Annotated in this window: 16 protein-coding genes; 14 read left to right on the forward strand and 2 right to left on the reverse strand. The window is 44.2% G+C overall.

Going from position 1 to position 17788, the window contains the following annotated elements; genetic code table 11:
* Window positions 1-109: 109 nt before the first annotated feature.
* Window positions 110-907, reverse strand: a complete 798-nt coding sequence (locus tag E0485_RS16530; protein ID WP_132419172.1) for a helix-turn-helix domain-containing protein — start codon at window positions 905-907, stop codon at window positions 110-112.
* Between the two features lie 229 nt (window positions 908-1136).
* Here E0485_RS16530 and E0485_RS16535 point away from each other — a divergent pair, with 229 nt between their 5' ends.
* The 13 genes from E0485_RS16535 to E0485_RS16595 all read left to right on the forward strand — a co-directional run bounded on the left by E0485_RS16535 (window position 1137) and on the right by E0485_RS16595 (window position 16173).
* On the forward strand, window positions 1137-1448 hold the full coding sequence (locus tag E0485_RS16535; protein ID WP_132419174.1) for a MazG-like family protein: 312 nt from the start codon (window positions 1137-1139) through the stop codon (window positions 1446-1448).
* 5 nt (window positions 1449-1453) lie between these two features.
* Window positions 1454-2371: a DUF2232 domain-containing protein gene (locus tag E0485_RS16540; protein ID WP_165921211.1), complete on the forward strand. Its 918-nt coding sequence runs from the start codon at window positions 1454-1456 to the stop codon at window positions 2369-2371.
* A gap of 17 nt (window positions 2372-2388) precedes the next feature.
* On the forward strand, window positions 2389-4353 hold the full coding sequence (locus E0485_RS16545; RefSeq protein WP_132419177.1) for a DHH family phosphoesterase: 1965 nt from the start codon (window positions 2389-2391) through the stop codon (window positions 4351-4353).
* Window positions 4350-4802 (forward strand): 50S ribosomal protein L9, encoded by a 453-nt coding sequence (gene rplI / locus E0485_RS16550; protein WP_132419178.1) that lies wholly within the window; start codon window positions 4350-4352, stop codon window positions 4800-4802. Before E0485_RS16545 ends, rplI begins: the two co-directional genes overlap by 4 nt.
* An 81-nt stretch (window positions 4803-4883) precedes the next feature.
* Window positions 4884-6269: a replicative DNA helicase gene (gene dnaB / locus E0485_RS16555; protein ID WP_132419180.1), complete on the forward strand. Its 1386-nt coding sequence runs from the start codon at window positions 4884-4886 to the stop codon at window positions 6267-6269.
* Window positions 6270-6667: 398 nt separating this feature from the next.
* Entirely contained in the window at window positions 6668-7954 is a 1287-nt protein-coding gene (locus tag E0485_RS16560) for an adenylosuccinate synthase (protein ID WP_132419181.1), read from the forward strand.
* A 170-nt stretch (window positions 7955-8124) separates the two neighbouring features.
* The gene (locus E0485_RS16565) at window positions 8125-8709 is read left to right on the forward strand and encodes a hypothetical protein (RefSeq protein ID WP_132419183.1); all 585 of its coding nucleotides are present in this window, start codon (window positions 8125-8127) and stop codon (window positions 8707-8709) included.
* 178 nt (window positions 8710-8887) lie between these two features.
* A complete protein-coding gene (locus tag E0485_RS16570) occupies window positions 8888-10465 on the forward strand; it encodes a M23 family metallopeptidase (protein WP_132419184.1) in 1578 nt (525 codons plus the stop codon).
* A 99-nt stretch (window positions 10466-10564) separates the two neighbouring features.
* A complete protein-coding gene (gene yycF, locus E0485_RS16575) occupies window positions 10565-11305 on the forward strand; it encodes a response regulator YycF (protein WP_132419185.1) in 741 nt (246 codons plus the stop codon).
* Window positions 11306-13144, forward strand: coding sequence for a cell wall metabolism sensor histidine kinase WalK (gene walK, locus E0485_RS16580; RefSeq protein WP_132419187.1), 1839 nt, complete (start codon window positions 11306-11308; stop codon window positions 13142-13144). It abuts the gene before it with no gap.
* Complete coding sequence (locus E0485_RS16585; RefSeq protein ID WP_132419189.1) at window positions 13141-14451, forward strand: YycH family regulatory protein; 1311 nt, start codon at window positions 13141-13143, stop codon at window positions 14449-14451. The genes walK and E0485_RS16585 overlap by 4 nt, the downstream gene beginning before the upstream one ends.
* A gap of 12 nt (window positions 14452-14463) precedes the next feature.
* Window positions 14464-15228 carry a two-component system regulatory protein YycI gene (gene yycI / locus E0485_RS16590; RefSeq protein ID WP_132419191.1) on the forward strand — a complete coding sequence of 255 codons (765 nt, stop codon included), beginning with the start codon at window positions 14464-14466 and terminating at the stop codon, window positions 15226-15228.
* A gap of 138 nt (window positions 15229-15366) precedes the next feature.
* Window positions 15367-16173 (forward strand): MBL fold metallo-hydrolase, encoded by an 807-nt coding sequence (locus tag E0485_RS16595; protein ID WP_132419193.1) that lies wholly within the window; start codon window positions 15367-15369, stop codon window positions 16171-16173.
* Here the strand turns inward: E0485_RS16595 and E0485_RS16600 are convergent.
* Entirely contained in the window at window positions 16142-16369 is a 228-nt protein-coding gene (locus E0485_RS16600; RefSeq protein ID WP_132419194.1) for a hypothetical protein, read from the reverse strand. The two genes, E0485_RS16595 and E0485_RS16600, sit on opposite strands and share 32 nt — an antisense overlap.
* A gap of 204 nt (window positions 16370-16573) precedes the next feature.
* Here E0485_RS16600 and E0485_RS16605 point away from each other — a divergent pair, with 204 nt between their 5' ends.
* Window positions 16574-17782 (forward strand): S1C family serine protease, encoded by a 1209-nt coding sequence (locus tag E0485_RS16605; protein WP_132419195.1) that lies wholly within the window; start codon window positions 16574-16576, stop codon window positions 17780-17782.
* The last annotated feature ends 6 nt before the right edge of the window (window positions 17783-17788 follow it).

Consider the following 17788-nt stretch of genomic DNA (forward strand, 5'->3'; position numbering starts at 1 on the left):
CTTTAAAAGCAGGTGAAAATTCTTCTACTTTGCTCTGTTTTTTGTATTATAGAATTTATTACATTTGTATCATAAATCCTAAGTAATACCTTAAGAAACGCATCCGTCCTTAAAGACGGTCAAACCGTTTCTTCTGGCTCTGCTCAAATAATAGAAGCGGGAGATTAATAACAATCGGCGGGTCCTGTGGAAGCGGTTCGCGCAAGCAGATGGATACATCCTGATCTGTTGCAGCATCCACCTGGATTGCAGACTCATAGTTTCCACGTAAGGATTTGTCGAGTAAGAAATAATCCTTCGGATTTAGACTCCATGCGATGCCTGCTGCCAGCAGATGGTAAGTGCCATGCGGAATTTGATGGAATGTGCAAGATCTTGCGTTCTGGTTAATAGCTGTACCCATGATAGGTCGCTGGTCTGGGATAGGACGTGGGAATAAGCCAACAAAAATAATGCCACGAAATGATGATGGTGCTGTAACGCGGCATGTGAGTCTGGGAAGACTTCCTGATTTGGCTTCAACCGTATCCAATTTGAGATTCTTATGCTCCCATTCATTCATGTGACTGGTTAGTTGCTTGGAAGTGCGATGAAATTGTTTAGGAGACACGCCTACAAATTGTTTAAATCGTGTATTGAAGGAGCCTGCGCTCTGGAATCCGATTGAATGAAGGATTTTGACAAGCAGGGACGATTCTTTCAGCAGGTTCACTTTGCCTGTTTCGATTCTCAGGGCCGATAAATATTGTCTTGGCGATATGCCTGTCACTTGCTTGAATATTCTTATAAAATGATACGGACTATATCCAACATGTGCAGCAAGCTGCTCTGAAGTAAGCTCTTCATCTAAATGTTTACGCATGAATTCGATTGCCTGCAGAACGGACTTTAGGTGAATATCGTTCATCGTGACCACCTACTTTGGGATATGTATCTTTGTCTCCAGTGTAATTTAATTGGAATTAAAAATGAAGAGATGTTTTCCTGTGCGCGAAGAGCTGTCCATAACCTAATTGAAGAATTTATGTTATAATCGAAGGCAAATCCTTGTAAGAAGGGCTGAGCTTGCTTAAGGAACGCATCCGTCTTTAAAGACGGTAAAACCGTTTCTTTTTGCATGTAAGGAGGGAAACAGGTTGTCCAATAACGAGAGGGACCTTGATTTAGCTAAGCGGGTTAAGGTCATTGAATGGCTTAAGACAGAAGTGATTGATCAGGCGGCACATCTGCTTAAAGCGATTTGGGAAGGCAGCAGCAGCAAGATTATCGATGCGCTGGCGAGCTTGATTTCAAGCGCTTATATACTCGGGAGACGACTTGGCATATCCTATCGTCGTTTAGATGAAGCTGTTTTGGAAAAAATGAAACAACATAGAGCGGAAGGCCACCAACTAGAAGATTGGTACGGAGACATTTCTGCACTCGAAGACCATATTTCTAAGAGGTGAACCCCTTGCATAAACAAACCTTAAAATCTTTGCTTTGGACTGTGGCATATACGATTTTACTCCTATCCACAATCACAACATTTTTACCTATTACGATATGTTTACTTATGATTCCTGTGATGGCGCTAGCCGTTCTAGAAACGCCTCTAAGGTTCATATTATTTGTGCTACCAGCTTTCATCATTGCTTATTTGCTAGCAGGCTCCTTAAGTCCTGTCGTGTTGATTCTCGGCTTATTCTTCTTGCCGGCAGGAATTGTCATGGGAAGCTTGCATAAGAAGCGTAAATCCGCACGAACAGTCATTACAGCGGGTACAGTTGCACTGCTCTTTGAAATGCTCATATGTCTTGTTATTGCAACATTATCTGGCTATAAAGTCATCGGTGGTTTTCGCGAAATGTCCAAAACTTATTTGGACACTATCCAACCGCTCTTACAAGGTGTGATGTCAGGTGATGCTGAGAAAGCGTTCATCGACACGATGATCGAGATGATTCCTACCTTATTGATTATGATGTCGATTTTCTGGGCATTTGTAACACATGGACTTGGCCGTGTATTCCTGAGCATGTCTGGAACGGAGGTTTCAAGACTCAGACCGCTTCGTGAATGGATGCTTCCAAGAAGCTTTGTGTGGATCTATCTGCTGGTTTTACTGTTCAATATGTTCGTAAGTACGGAAGGCAAGTCGGTTCTGGGGGCAATGGTGACCAATCTGTATCCGCTGCTGCTGTTTGCATTCGCAATCCAGGCAGTGTCTTTCTTTTTCTTCCTTACGCATACGACGAATAAAGGCAAAGCGTTGCCAGTTCTTAGTATTATTGCCTTGATTTTTCTACCACCAGCGGTATTTGTATATAGCTTCATTGGCTTGTTTGATGTAACATTTGGCTTAAGGGATCGTTTTCGCAAAAATAAATAAGATGGGGAGCTATCAGAATGCCTAAGTTCCTTATGAAACGGTGGCACGGACAGCACATGCTGTGGGCATACGCAGTTATATTGCTAGCGACGGTTGCATTATTCGTATATAACTGGATACTCGGACTACTGTTTATTGTATTGGGTGGTTTATTAGTCTTAATGTCCATTCGTGCAGAGAAATCTTTTTATAAAGACTTGAATAAGTATATCGCCTCTATTTCTTATCACGTTCGCAAGGTGGGAATTGCTGCTTTTCAGCATCTGCCTGTTGGCGTTGTAATTTATAATGAGGACCGCAAAATTGAGTGGCATAATCCTTATATCCCGCAAATGTTAGGTTGTGATTCTGCCATTGGCGAATTGCTGCAGGATATTTTTCCTTATCTAAAGGGTCGTAAGGATAAGGAAGATTATCATCTAGACATGACGATCTGTGACCGCGTTTATGATGTATGGGTGAAGCCTGTTGAACGGGTGATCTATTTTCAAGACATTACGGTGTTCTCGGAGCTGGAGCATAAATATGAGGTAGAGAAACCGACGATTGGGCTTCTTATGATGGATAACTGGGACGAGTTGACCCAGGGCATGGATGACCAGTCACGCAGCTTGTTGCTAGCCAAAGTAATGGGTGTTATTACAGATTGGGCGCTGAAGAATGATATTTATATGCGCAGAATGTCGTCAGATCGTTATCTCTTATTGATGAATCGCTTGACGCTTAACAATTTGGAAGCAACACGTTTTGATGTTCTGGATGATGTTCGGGAGCTAACAGAAGAACACAAAATTCCGATGACCATTAGTATGGGGCTTGCAACCGATGGGGATCGGTTAATTACACTTGGTCAGATGGCGCAGGCGAGCTTAGATATGGCGCTAGGCCGTGGAGGCGATCAGGTTGCTGTACGGATTGGCCAGAAGCTGTCTTTTTATGGCGGGCGGTCTAATGCGGTTGAGAAGCGTACGCGAGTTCGGGCCAGAGTAATCTCGCATGCGCTGCGTGATCTGATTAAAGAAAGCGACAAGGTCATTATTATGGGACACCGTGTCCCGGATATGGATGCGATTGGTGCAGCGATTGGTGTGCTGAAGGCGGTGGAGACCGTTGGCAAGGAAGGCTATATCGTACTTGAAGGCGTAAATCCATCGATCCACAAAGTGATGGAACTCATAAACGAAGATCCTAAGCTTGCGCCACGTTTTATTACGCCTGATCAAGCGCTTCAGATGATTACGCTGAGAACTCTTGCCGTGGTAGTAGATACACATAAAGCTTCTATGCTGGCTGAACCTAAGCTGTTATCACTAACAGCAAGGGTTGTGGTGATTGACCACCATCGCCGTAGTGAGGATTTCTTATCGGATGCGACACTGGTGTATATGGAACCTTATGCATCTTCAACCTGTGAACTTGTAACCGAGCTTCTGCAATATATCCACGAGAAGCTGAAGATGGAAGCAATGGAATCGACCGTGCTGCTTGCCGGGATTGTTGTGGATACGAAGAGCTTTACCCAGCATACAGGTGCCAGAACGTTCGAGGCAGCCTCGTATTTGCGGCGAAATGGTGCCGATTCGGGTGTGATTCAGAGAATGCTCAAAGAAGATTTGGTATCTTATATTGAGAAGGCGGAGATTATCAAGCATACTGAAGTTATGTATGATTATGTTGCACTTGCAGTTGCTGAACCGAATCGCCAATATTCTCAATTGCTCATAGCGCAAGTTGCCGATACGCTGCTCGAAATGACGCATATAAGGGCCTCATTTGTTGTCGCCAAGCGACCTGATGGACTCATTGGGATATCCGCAAGATCAATGGGCGATATGAATGTGCAGATTGTAATGGAGCGATTAGGCGGCGGTGGGCACCTAACGAATGCAGCTACTCAGCTTGACGGCTTACTTAGTGAAGCAGTGGTTAAGCTGCGGAACGTACTCAAAGAAATCGAAGAGGAAGAGGGGTTATTCGAATGAAAGTAGTATTCTTACAGGATGTTAAAGGCCAAGGTAAAAAAGGTGAGGTTAAGGAAATTTCAGATGGTTATGCTAATAACTTTTTGCTTCCACGTAAACTAGCGACGCCAGCTACACAAGGCTCGATAAATACGCTTGAACAACACAAACAAGCCGAATTGAAACGCAAAGCGCAGGAGCTTGCTGACGCACAAGTACTAGGTGAGAAAATTAATGCACTTACTGTTAAAGTTCACACGAAATCAGGCGAAGGCGGCAAGCTATTCGGTGCGATCTCCACGAAGCATATAGCTGACGAGCTAGAGAAACAACATAAGCTTAAACTCGATAAGCGCAAAATGCTACTAGAGAACCCGATTCGTTCACTAGGCGTAACGAAGGTTCCTGTTAAATTACATCACGATGTAACTGCTTCGCTTAATGTGCATGTGCTTGAAGAGAGTAAATAATTTAAGGCGATGCTTACGAAGTAGTTTTGTCTGAAACATATGGATCAAATTTCAAATACAAAACTTGTAGGAGGTGAGGTTATGAACGAAGAGATGTTAATCGATCGAGTGCTGCCGCAGAACGTTGAAGCGGAACAAGCGGTGCTGGGTGCGATTCTGCGCGATAGCGAGACGATGATTACAGCGATGGAGCGGTTAACGCAGGACGACTTCTTCCGTCCAATTCATCAGCGTATATTTGAAGCGATGATCGATTTGGCGAATGAAGAGGAGCCGATTGATTTAATTACGCTGACTGCCAAGTTGAAGGATAAAGGGCAACTTGAGGAGTTAGGCGGCGTTACGTATTTGTCTGAGCTTGCCAGTGCGGTTCCGACTGCGGCGAATATCGAATATTACGCTGCAATTGTTGAAGAGAAGTCGATCTTGCGGCGGCTCATCCGTACAGCGACTGGGATTGTCTCTAGCGGCTTTGCTAGCGAAGAGGATGTCAGCATGTTGCTAAGCGATGCCGAGCAGCGCATATTCGAAATTTCGCAGCGACGTAATGCGAACGGGTTTATTTCCATTCGCGATGTGCTAATGGATGTATTTGAGCGAATCGAGTTCCTCTATTCGCACAAAGGCGGCACCTCGGGCATCCCGTCTGGATTCCCAGATCTCGATAAGATGACGAATGGCTTCCAGCGTTCCGACCTCATCATCGTTGCAGCCCGTCCATCTGTTGGTAAGACCGCGTTCGCGCTTAACATCGCGCAGAACGTCGGTGTAAGAGCGAAGGAAACGGTCGCGATCTTCTCCCTTGAGATGGGCGCGGCACAGCTAGTCAATCGTATGATTTGCGCGGAAGCGAATGTGGATGCGGGTAGATTGCGTACTGGTCAGCTTGAGCCAGAAGATTGGGAGAAGCTGACGATGGCAATAGGCTCGCTATCGGAATCACAAATTTACATCGATGATTCCCCTGCCGTAACCGTGGCGGATATTCGTGCCAAATGCCGTCGTTTGAAGCAGGAGCATGGGCTTGGCATGATCTTAATCGATTATCTTCAATTGATTGCGGGTCGCGGTAAGGGTGATAATCGTCAGCAGGAAGTATCGGAAATCTCCCGTACACTTAAGCAGATTGCAAGAGAGCTGAATGTTCCTGTCATCGCGCTCTCGCAGCTAAGTCGTGGCGTTGAACAGCGGCAGGACAAGCGTCCGATGATGTCTGACCTTCGTGAATCAGGATCAATCGAGCAAGATGCGGATATCGTAGCGTTCTTGTACCGTGACGATTACTATGACAAAGAATCCGAAAAGAAGAACACGATCGAGATTATTATTGCAAAGCAGAGGAATGGACCTGTAGGTACCGTTGAGCTCGCATTTCTTAAACATTATAATAAGTTCGTTCCTTTGAGCCGTCAGCAGGAGATGGGGGCAGCACCGATGGCTGCAGCGGCAGGAGGAGTACCTTATTAATTCAATATCGGATAAACACAAAACTCCAGGGTAGTGACATCAGTCAACAAATGCGAAGTTAGCAAATGGACGGATGGAACTATTTTGGAGTTTTTGCGTATTATAGAATTTAAAACTTTGGTGTCGTAAATTCTAAGTAATACCTTAAGAAACGCATCCGTCCTTAAAGACGGTGAAACCGTTTCTTCTTGTTTGAATTACTTTTTACAGACTAGGAATACTATGAGAAACGCGTTGTTTCAAGGAAATAATAAAGTATTAAGAATTTCCGAACATTTCCTATTCAGGGACAAGTATCGTTCGTTTTTATTGACTTTGAAACCTCAGATTGCTAAAATAATAATGCACAAAAAGCCAAATGGCAATAAGAGGTGGATTCACCTAACGGAGGTTACGCGATGTCAACGGTTGTTGTAGTTGGAACCCAATGGGGCGACGAAGGTAAAGGTAAGATTACGGATTTTTTGGCAGAGAGTGCTGAAGTCGTATCTCGTTACCAGGGTGGTAATAATGCAGGACATACTATTTTGATTGATAATAAAAAATACAAATTGCAAATGATTCCTTCAGGTGTATTTTATGAAGAGAAGATTTGTGTGATCGGGAACGGAATGGTTATAAATCCTCAAGCACTGATTGAGGAAATTGAATATGTACGCAGCAACGGCTTCTCGGCGAAGAATTTGCGTATTAGCGATCGTGCGCATGTTATTATGCCTTACCATTTAGTACTTGATGGTTTAGAAGAGGATAGCAAAGGCGATAACAAAATTGGTACAACACGTAAAGGTATCGGTCCTTGCTACATGGATAAAGCTGCTCGTAACGGTATTCGAATTGCAGATCTAATGGATCCGGAAGAATTCGAAATGAAAGTTCGTCGTCTAGTAGCTGACAAGAATCGTGTAATCGAGCAAATGTACGGAGCTAAAGGTCTTGATGCGGATTCTATCCTTAAAGAATACTTGGAATATGCGGAATTCCTTCGTCCATACGTGACAGATACATCTGTAGTCCTTAACGATGCGATCGATCAAGGCAAACGTGTACTATTCGAAGGTGCGCAAGGGGTTATGCTGGATATTGACCAAGGTACGTATCCATTCGTTACTTCATCCAACCCGACTGCTGGTGGTGTATGTATCGGTGCGGGCGTAGGTCCGACGAAGATTCACCAAATCATCGGCGTGGCGAAGGCCTACACAACTCGTGTTGGTGATGGACCATTCCCGACTGAGCTCAAGAATGAAATCGGCGATTTGATTCGTGAAAAAGGTTTTGAATACGGCACAGTAACGGGACGTCCTCGTCGTGTGGGTTGGTTCGATTCCGTCGTTGTTCGTCACTCACGTCGCGTGAGTGGACTAACAGGCTTGTCCTTGAACTCCATTGACGTTCTTACAGGACTTGAAACGGTTAAAATCTGCACAGGTTACATGTACCGTGGAGAATTGATTGAGCATTACCCTGCATCGCTTAAAATGCTAGCAGAATGTACGGCTGTATATGAAGAGCTTCCAGGCTGGAACGAAGATATTACAGGCGCTCGTACATTAAGCGATCTGCCAGATAACGCACGTCATTATGTTGAGCGCGTATCTCAGCTTACAGGTATTCCGATTTCGATCTTCTCTGTAGGTCGTAACCGTGAACAGACCAATCTGGTTCGCCCTATTTATGCATAAGCTCGGTTGATATAGATAAAATGAAAAACCTCTCACAGATTCATGTGGGAGGTTTTTTGTGCGTATTTAAGGACGGTGAAACCTTTTCTTTGTGGTAATAGTTTCAATCAATTCTTATTGGTTAATACTGTATAGGGGGAGAGGCAACATTCTAGCAGAGGTGAATATAGATGTCTTGGATCAAATGGCTTGTGAGAGTTGCGAGCGGTGCAATTGTAGTCTCTCTTATTACGTTAATCATGACTTGGTATGTTGTCAGTTTAGTAGTGACCAATATTTGTGAGCAGTTGAAGCTTCCAGCGGACATGATTCCACAGGTTCAACTATCCGATGTCCTGACAGGTATGTTCCACAAACCCGAACCTGGTAAATCCAAAGCGAATAATCTGGAGCCGAAAGAGAGTACACAGCCTCTAGAGCAGTCAAATGTGCCGAAAGATTCAACTGAGGTAAAGGGTTCCCCGGCACCCGAGAGTGATGGAGCAATTGGTGTATGGAAGCAAAATAATCAAATTGTCATGGATCGTGACGCGATAATCAAACTGAAAGATGAGATTTCAACTGAGGATAAGATGAAAATATTCAATATCATCTCAGCGAAGGTGCCAGAGAACGACATTCAGACGATATCGAAGCTGCTCGAGAATGGTCTTACCAATGAAGGATTGGAACAGATGCAAGAAATTTTGTGGAACCGACTGGATTCGCAAGAATATCAAGAGTTAATGGGGATTCTAGACTTAAATAACCGTTAAAAAATAGGCCAAATAAGCGGCACATGTAGCCATTTGTTGAACAAACGAGAAGGAGTGTGGTAGAATTAGATTTGTGTGAAACTAGAAAACTTAGGAAATGAACTCATAGCGCTCAAGCAATGGGATCTTATTTCCTTGTTCGTTTTGCATAAATCTATTAAATTCAAGGGAGAAGAGCATGACAGGTTTCAGCGGAATGAATTGGGCCAAGAAAATCTGGGATAAAGCGAAGTCGCTTACGCCAGGCAAAGTCCAACTAAATAGCTTGACTGGCAAACTCAAAAGCGGCAAGGACACCGTACTAGCCCTTATCATACAGAATAAAAAGTCCTTAATGTGGGGAACCAGCGCATGCGCAGTGGTAGTTGCAGTTGTTATAACAGGCCATTCTTATGTGAAGGCGAATTCGATTGAGGTATATCGGGTTACAGTTGCAGGAGAAGATGTGGGAATTATTAGTGATCCTACAATCTATGATACATATAAAGTTGCAAGAGAGCAGAAGCTTGCAGAACAGTTTCCCAAGGTTCATATGGAATTGCCAGAACGAGAGGGATCTTCTCTTATTCAGTTTGACGCAGAGACAATTTTTAGACCTGAGTTGAACGATGATGGGCTGCTAGCTAAGCTAGACTTGAAGATTGAGCCAGATACAATCGGCGCAGAGCTTCGAGTGGATGGTGTCAGGGTCGGATATGTGAAAGATGAGCAGACGGTAGAGGCGATTCTTACAACGCTCAAAGAGGATTACTCGGACACGAAGCCATTGCCTGTAGTTGCTCTATCGCTTGATACGCAGAGTAAAGCAACGCCTTTAGTAGCTTCAGCACCGAATGCAACGCCAGAATCAGTTAGTGTGGATCATGTCGAAATTGTTGAAGATATCGATGTGATTCTCAAAAAGATCCAACCGCAGGATGTGCTTAGTCCTGAGGAGATGCTCGAAATCCTGCGTAAAGGCAATGTAGAGCCTTTTGTTTATACCGTACTTGAAGGTGATACATTAAGTCAGATCGCGAAGAAGCTGAATGTATCGATTGAAACCATTTATGAACGCAATCCTTGGATTGAGGATGATATGATTAAGCCAGGCGACAAGATCGATTTGACGCAGTTACAGCCAACGGTTAACGTGCGCACCGAAGAAACGGTGATTGAGAATGAAGAAATGGCTTATGACACGGAATTTATTACAGACGACACGATGCTTGCTGGTAATAAAGAACTCATCCAGAAGGGTCAGTCAGGTCTGAAGAAAATGCAGTTCCATCTCATTAAAGTGAATGGACAAGTGATTAACGAGGATCTCGTATCCGAAGAGGTTATCAAAGAGCCTGTCAAAGAGATTATCAAAAAAGGCACACTTGTGATCAAAGGCGAGGGCACTGGTACATTTGCTTGGCCAATTTATGGACCTCAAATTACAAGCACCTTCGGCAAGCGTTGGGGCAAAATGCACAAAGGTCTTGACATGATCGGCAATAAGAACATTATGGCAGCTGATAATGCGGTCGTTGTAGCTGCTGGAACTCATAAAGATTATGGTAATTATATTAAATTAGACCATAAAAATGGTTACGAAACGGTATATATGCATATGAGCAAATTGCTCGTTAAGAAAGGCGATATCGTTCAAAAAGGCGATAAGATTGGTATTATGGGCAACACGGGACAATCATTCGGCACTCATTTACATTTTGAAATTCATAAGAATGGCACACCAGTGAATCCAAGTCAATACTTGAAGAAAAAATAGAATTTAAGAGACATGAGCTTCCCTAGGAAGTTTATGTCTCTTTTTTGTGATAAAATAAAGCTAAATCATTATAAATTGGCAGGTAAGGAAGTGATTGTGATGTACGGTAAAATTCTAGTTGTAGATGATGAACAACCGATTGCAGATATATTAAAATTCAACCTCGAAAAAGAAGGCTATGAGGTCATCTGTGCGTATGATGGCGGAGAAGCAGTGGAGCTTGCTTATTCCGAACAGCCCGACTTAATCCTGCTGGATTGGATGCTTCCAATTAAGGATGGGATGGATGTGTGCCGAGAGGTTCGCGCGAAGCTCAATATGCCTATCATTATGCTAACTGCGAAGGACACGGAAATCGATAAGGTGCTCGGGCTTGAAATGGGTGCTGACGACTATGTTACGAAGCCGTTCGGAACAAGAGAGCTCCTTGCACGGGTCAAGGCTCATCTTCGCAGGCAGGTAAAGCAGGCTAAGGCGTCACAGCAGACACAAGAGCTGCAAGAGGTCGAAGAAGCGCAGGAACAGGGCTTGCGCTTGCATGGATTATATATTGATACGGATATGTATGTGGTCTATAAAGATGGTGAACCACTTGATTTAACGCATCGTGAGTTCGAACTGCTGCACTATCTGGTGAAGAATCCAGGGAAGGTTATGACGCGCGAGCATTTGCTTCAGGCGGTCTGGGGATTTGAATACTTCGGGGATGTGCGGACGGTAGATGTGACGATTCGGAGACTGCGCGAGAAGCTGGAGACAGATCCAAGCAAGCCAGATTATATAATGACTAGACGTGGGCTAGGCTATATGATGCGGAGTACGAAATCTGGAGGTCTATAGATGAAGATTGCTCGGTTCTTTCAATCGATCCAAAGCAAACTAATCATCATCTATGTATTGCTGATCTTAATTGCGATGCAGATGATCGCGGTTTATTTTTATAATACGCTTGAAAGTTATTTTAAGAGTGATTTCGTCAATTCCTACGGGAACAGGGCTTATTTGCTTGCGCAATATGTTGAGCCTTATTTAAAAGGTACACAAGAAGGCACGAATACAGATCTTGATAAAACAGAGACCGATCTGAATAACGTGGTAAATGATTTGTTTGCCAGCTCAGATTTGGAAATTCAGATTATTGACAATAGCGGTGTCGTGCTGGCTTCCTCTGTTCAATCACAGGGGACTATGCTCGGCAATAAGAACACGATACCTGAAGTAACCCGTGCTTTGCAGGGGATCAAGGTGAATGAGCGAATTTTCACGGATACGGATGGATCGCGTAAAATGATTTTTGCCAAGCCTGTTGGTACGGGCGTGCGTCCGTATGGTGCGGTCTATATTGCTGCGTCTATGGAAGAGATGTATGGCAAAATGGACTCCATTAACCAGATCTTTATTACGGGGACCATCATTGCGCTTGGTTTGACTGCTGTGCTGGGGGTCATTCTGTCGGGAACGATAACGAAACCGATTAAGGAATTGACCAAGGGGGCAACCGCTGTTGCCGAGGGAAATTTCTCGCAGTCGGTTAGGGTGTATGGCAAGGATGAGATTTCGCAGCTCGGGCATACATTTAATTTTATGATGAATTCTTTGAAGGATGCGTTAGCTAGCAACGAAGAAGAACGGGACAAGCTGGCTTCGATTTTAACGAATATGAATGATGGCGTGATCGCATCAGACGGAGCAGGGCAGATCATTCTCATGAATCGGCGTGCACAACTGATTTTAGGGCTGCCGGAGGAGGCGCTGTTAGAGCCTCTAACCATAACCGACGTTCTGCCGATCTCGATGGAAGAAATTAAATCCTACATCAAGGGCAAGCTCAATACGATGATGTTAGAGCTGGAAATACCAGAAGAGGATGAACTCATTAGTGTTCGTGTGACATTTACCAAGATCTCAAGAAGCGGGGACGACACAGGAACAATTGTCGTGCTTCAGGACGTTACCGAGCAGGAGAAGCTGGAGGTAGCAAGGAGAGATTTTGTAGCGAACGTATCACATGAACTTCGGACACCTCTTACAACAATTAAGAGCTATCTTGAAGCTCTGGATGATGGCGCGCTTGAAGATCAGGCACTGGCACAACGTTTTATTGGGGTAACTCGTAATGAGACTGAGCGTATGATTCGCTTGGTATCGGATTTGCTGCATTTATCGAGGCTCGATTCGGATCAGGCCATTCTGCTAAAGAAAACAACGAGTATCGATGAAATGCTAGAGGAAGTGGCAGACCGCTTCTCCTTCCAGCTCCGTCAACGTCATATCCATACCGTAATCGATGTGCAGAAAGGTTTAGATCCAGTCCTTATTGATCGCGACAAAATTGACCAAGTACTCGATAATCTAATTTCGAATTCTATTAAATATACGGGTGAGAATGGGACGATTCGACTTGAGGCACATAAGTATGACCGTGACTGGATTGCAGTCACCGTGCTGGATACTGGAGTCGGCATTCCAAGAAAGCATATTTCGCGGATTTTTGACAGATTTTATCGGGTAGATAAAGCTCGCTCTCGTAATGTAGGCGGTACTGGACTCGGTCTGTCTATTGCCCGGGAAATTGTAAAAGCACATGGCGGGTCGATTTCGCTCGAATCCGAAACGAACCAAGGCACGAAAGTTACCTTCACGCTGCCAATACATCATAAGGAGAGTGAACAGGCATGATCGATAGAATCAAGACGATAGTGCTTGTCATCCTCATTTGTGGCTCCTTATTTCAGACTTATCTGCTCATGTATGGCTCACCGCAATATGAGCCGATTACAATCGGCGGTGATTATGTAAAGCCCGAGAAGATCGGTGAGAAGATCGAGCTTGAGAAGCTTATATTCCCGGACTATATGCTGTTTCATAACGGCAGTGGCAAACATACGATGCTGTATCCACAAATGGGCCATTATAACCCGATTATGGAGAGCTTAAAGCAGCGTTCTTTTGAAGGGTTTCGCAAAGTAAATCCTCTGCTGCTCGACATTAACTGGGAAGATGTTCGCAATAAGAATCAGGGGGTTGAGCTGCATTTTCGAGATGGCATTTCCCTTCAAATTCTGCAAAAGGTATTCCAATTGAAAGACGTCCTTAATGTTGAGAATGACATTATTACTAATATATGGATGTTTGCAACAGATGCACAGGATGAGGTGCGAGTGTTCTTCTTTACGGATTCGAGATCCGAGGGGTACGAGTTGATTCGCACGGATTTTACGGTGAAGGATATTCATAAATTTATTGGCTGGGGCGAATTCGCAGATACTTATTACACGAAGAATGGCGATTATTATTTGCCTGAGAAGTCCGTCAAAATGCCAACCTATAAATTCAATTATACGGTAACGACAGATGAACAGTTAAAGCGACTGCTGTTCGTTGATCCTGGGATTGTGCGCTCGCTTAAGGAAAGCGGTGGATCGCAAATTTATACCGATGGCAAAAAGGGCCTGCTGCTGAATCGCGGTACCAATTGGATCAAATACACGGACCCGATTACACCTGTAGACAGTATGGATAATGTATGGGAGAACTTAATGGCCGGCGTTCAGTTCATTAATCAGCATGGGGGTTCAAACGGCGGTGCGAATGGAAGTTACTACGGATTAAGTCAATCGCCGCATCGGAAGACTACTGGTAATGCAGGGATAAGCCCGCAGTTCGTCTTCCGGCAATATTTTGGATCGCATCCGATTATCGAGCCCACTGGGGAAGGATTCGGCTTGATCAATCTGGTTGTGCTTAAAGGAATGGTAACGAACTATGATCGTTCCACCGTCGTTCCGGACGATAACCCGGTTCAGGGTAGCGCTACGCTGCCGAGCGGAGAAGAGGTGGAAGCGAGGCTGGCGGATAATCCCAAACGTTTCAGTATCGTTGCGATCTTCCCAGCATATCGCTCGATCATATCCGATACGCAAATCGAATTGCAGCCGACGTGGGTAATTAAATATCGCGATGGCAAGCTTGAATTTTTACAATAGGAGGATACCCGCATGGATTGGAGTAGGGCCAAAACGATACTGCTGATTTCGTTTTTGTTTGTGAATATAGTCTTGGGGTATCAACTATTGGCACGGGAAATGAAGCAAGGCGAGCCTGTAGTGAACGCGGAGGAGATTGCGAAGGAAACGACTCGATTGCTGCAAGAGAAGAATATAACCGTTCCGAATGGTATTCCAAAGGATGTACCTAAACTCAAAGAAATCACGATGAAGCTGAATAGCTCCTATAACAAGGATGAGATTATCAAACTCAAAACGCCTGTGCATGTCAGCTCATTCATGAATCAGATCATTCCAAGAGAGCATTCGATGAAAATGGATATCCCTAGGCTGGAGGAATATCAATTCGATTCTGCTGTGAGCAAGCCGAACGCTTATGTGATGAATCAAATTTTTGAAGGCATGCCTTTGTTCGATGTTACGATTCAGCTCATTGAACAAGAAGGGCAAATTACCAGCTATCGCCAAGCGTATGCCGAAATCGATACCACCAATGAGGAGAAAGAAGCGACCGAGCAGAAGGTCATCTCACCTTACATCGCGATCAGCAATTTAGCAGAGAACATCTTGCCAAGCGACACCATAATCGATGACATTAAGCTTGGGTATCACGGTCTGCAATTTGATTCGCCAATTCTCATCTTAAATCCGTACTGGCGTGTCACCACAAGTGCGAAGAAAGCCTACTACATCCACGCCTTCACTGGAGCTATCGAGTCGACGCAAGATGTGGGGAAAGAGCAAGTCAAAGAATAGTAGTAAATTGGAAAATTTGACTATCTTACAGGACAGTCACAAACAATACTTTGTTCAATTTTCTGTGTATAATAGAATGATAGCGCAATAGATTCGAACGAATTGCAGCAGGAATCGTGGTAGAGGGAGTTAGTAGAAATGGGTTTACAATTTGCAGTACTAGCCAGTGGTTCGACAGGGAATTCAATGGTCGTTGCGGCTGGCGATAAGAAAGTAATGGTCGATGTCGGTCTTAGTGCCAAGAAAATAGATAGTCTGCTGCAGGAGCAAGGGCTTACGGGACGCGATCTTGATGCGATCTATGTTACCCACGAGCATTCCGATCATATCAAAGGATTAGGTGCGTTCTCTCGCAAATACAATTTGCCTATTTATGCGAATGAGAAGACATGGGAGCAGATCGATAAGCATGTGGGCAACATCCCGGAGTGTAATCGGCTCATTATGGAAACCGATACGATGATAGATTTAGGTGATTTACAGATTGAGTCTTATGGAATCTCGCATGATGCAGCGGAGCCGGTAGGATATTGTTTCTACCATCATCATCACAAACTAGCACTCGCAACAGACCTTGGTTATATGAGTTCCAAAGTGAAGGACAAGCTATCAGATGCAGATGCCATCGTACTAGAGACGAACCATGACGTAGACTTGCTGCGTATGGGTCATTATCCTTGGAATATCAAGCGTAGAATTCTCGGAGATCTTGGGCATTTATCCAACGAGGCAGCTGCAGAGGGACTGTGTGATGTGCTGTCGGCACGAACTAAGGTCGTGTATATGGCACATTTGAGTCGTGATCATAACATGCTGGACTTAGCCAGGCTGACGCTGAATAATATTGCACAAGAGAGAGGAATTGACCTTCAGAAGAAGGGCATTCGCTTAATGGATACATTCCATGATCGAGCTACGAAATGGGAAATTTTGGATAAGGCGTGAAGGTATCGTCAAGCTGAGTAACTTTGGTTTGCAATTCGGCAGGTGTAATTAGTTTCTTATCGATCAAAAGCTCAATTAGTGCAGTTAAAGCAAGCGAGTCGTGATAATTCTGAACCTTAAGATCGGCTAATTGGGCAACCATATGCACCTCTTGCATGGGGGAATAAAGACCTTGCGAATGACTAGAACGGTCCATCGTAACAGCTCCTTTTTACAAGAATAGAGTGAGAGATTTGAGATCAAATACTAGGCAAATCTCGTATTACTAGTTTAGGTAGAATAAGTGAAAAATATGCCTATACTTTATCGCAATATAAGATTAAAATAAGGTTCGATGCAACATGGAATCGAACGATAAGAAACGTATCCGTTTCTTCTTGTAGGAGAGGAGAGTGACGACATGAGTTTTTTTGATAATGATGATTTTTATTCGTCTAAGAGACCTGCACGTTTATGGAAAGATCAAGACGTTATGAAAACAAAGCCGTTCACAAGCGGCCGGAGTAGTAGAGATTCTCGCAATTTGCTTGTGATTGCATCAGCTTGCAGCGGTGCCATTCTAATGTTATTGATCGTTCTAATCGTAGTTTCTCTTCGAGCGAATACCACGGTTGCAAGTTCAGCAAATGGCGTATTTAATGCATCGGCTCCAGCTGTTAATAATGGCGATCTGATTGTCAACGCAGCTCAGAAAATCAACAAATCGGTCGTCTCTGTCCTCTCCTCTAAGAAAACAGATTTAGGTACTTTAAAACAGCTTGGTAGAGGCTCAGGCATCATTATTCAGCAACAAGGCAATCGTATGTTAATCGTTACGAACAATCATGTCATCGAGGAAGGTACAGATTTTGAGGTGGGGTTGTTCGATGGTGAAATTAAGAAGGCCATTCTAGTAGGCGCCGATCGAATCTCTGACCTTGCTGTTCTTGAAATAGAAGCGGACAAAGATGCGGTTGTAGCCGAGTTTGGCGATTCGAGCACCCTTCAGATGGGTGAGGCAGTCATTGCAATTGGCAGTCCATTAGGCTTAGGAACTTCAACGACTTCAGGTATTGTATCTTCACCGAAACAAACGATTCCCGTATCCATATCAGGAGACGGCGAGCCTGATTGGGAAATGGATATGATTCAGACGGATGCTGCGATTAATGAAGGCAACAGCGGCGGTGCGCTCGTCAATATGAAGGGCGAAGTCGTTGGAATTAATACACTCAAAATTGCTAATCTTACTGTAGAAGGTATGGGATTTGCCATTCCTTCGAACGATGTGGTTCCGATTCTGGAAGAACTCATGAAGTATCATAAGGTCAAAAGGCCGCTAATCGGCGTTACGATGCAGAACTTGCAGGCATTCCAAGGTACAGAAGTATTGAAATTACCTGAGAATGTGAAAACAGGTATTATCGTCCTGGAAGCATTGGGGCCAGCCAAGGATGCGGGAATCCAGTCGCAGGATGTCATTACCGAAATCGATGGCAAAACCGTAAATGGAATCTTACAGCTGCGCAAGTATTTATATAAAGAAAAGAAAGCTGGCGACACCCTTTCAGTCACCTTCTACCGTAAGGGAGAGAAGGAAACCGTGAATGTGGTATTGGTGGAGTCATAAGTAGAA

Source organism: Paenibacillus albiflavus, assembly GCF_004344915.1.
In the GTDB taxonomy this organism is placed as follows: Bacteria; Bacillota; Bacilli; order Paenibacillales; family NBRC-103111; genus Paenibacillus_AM; species Paenibacillus_AM albiflavus.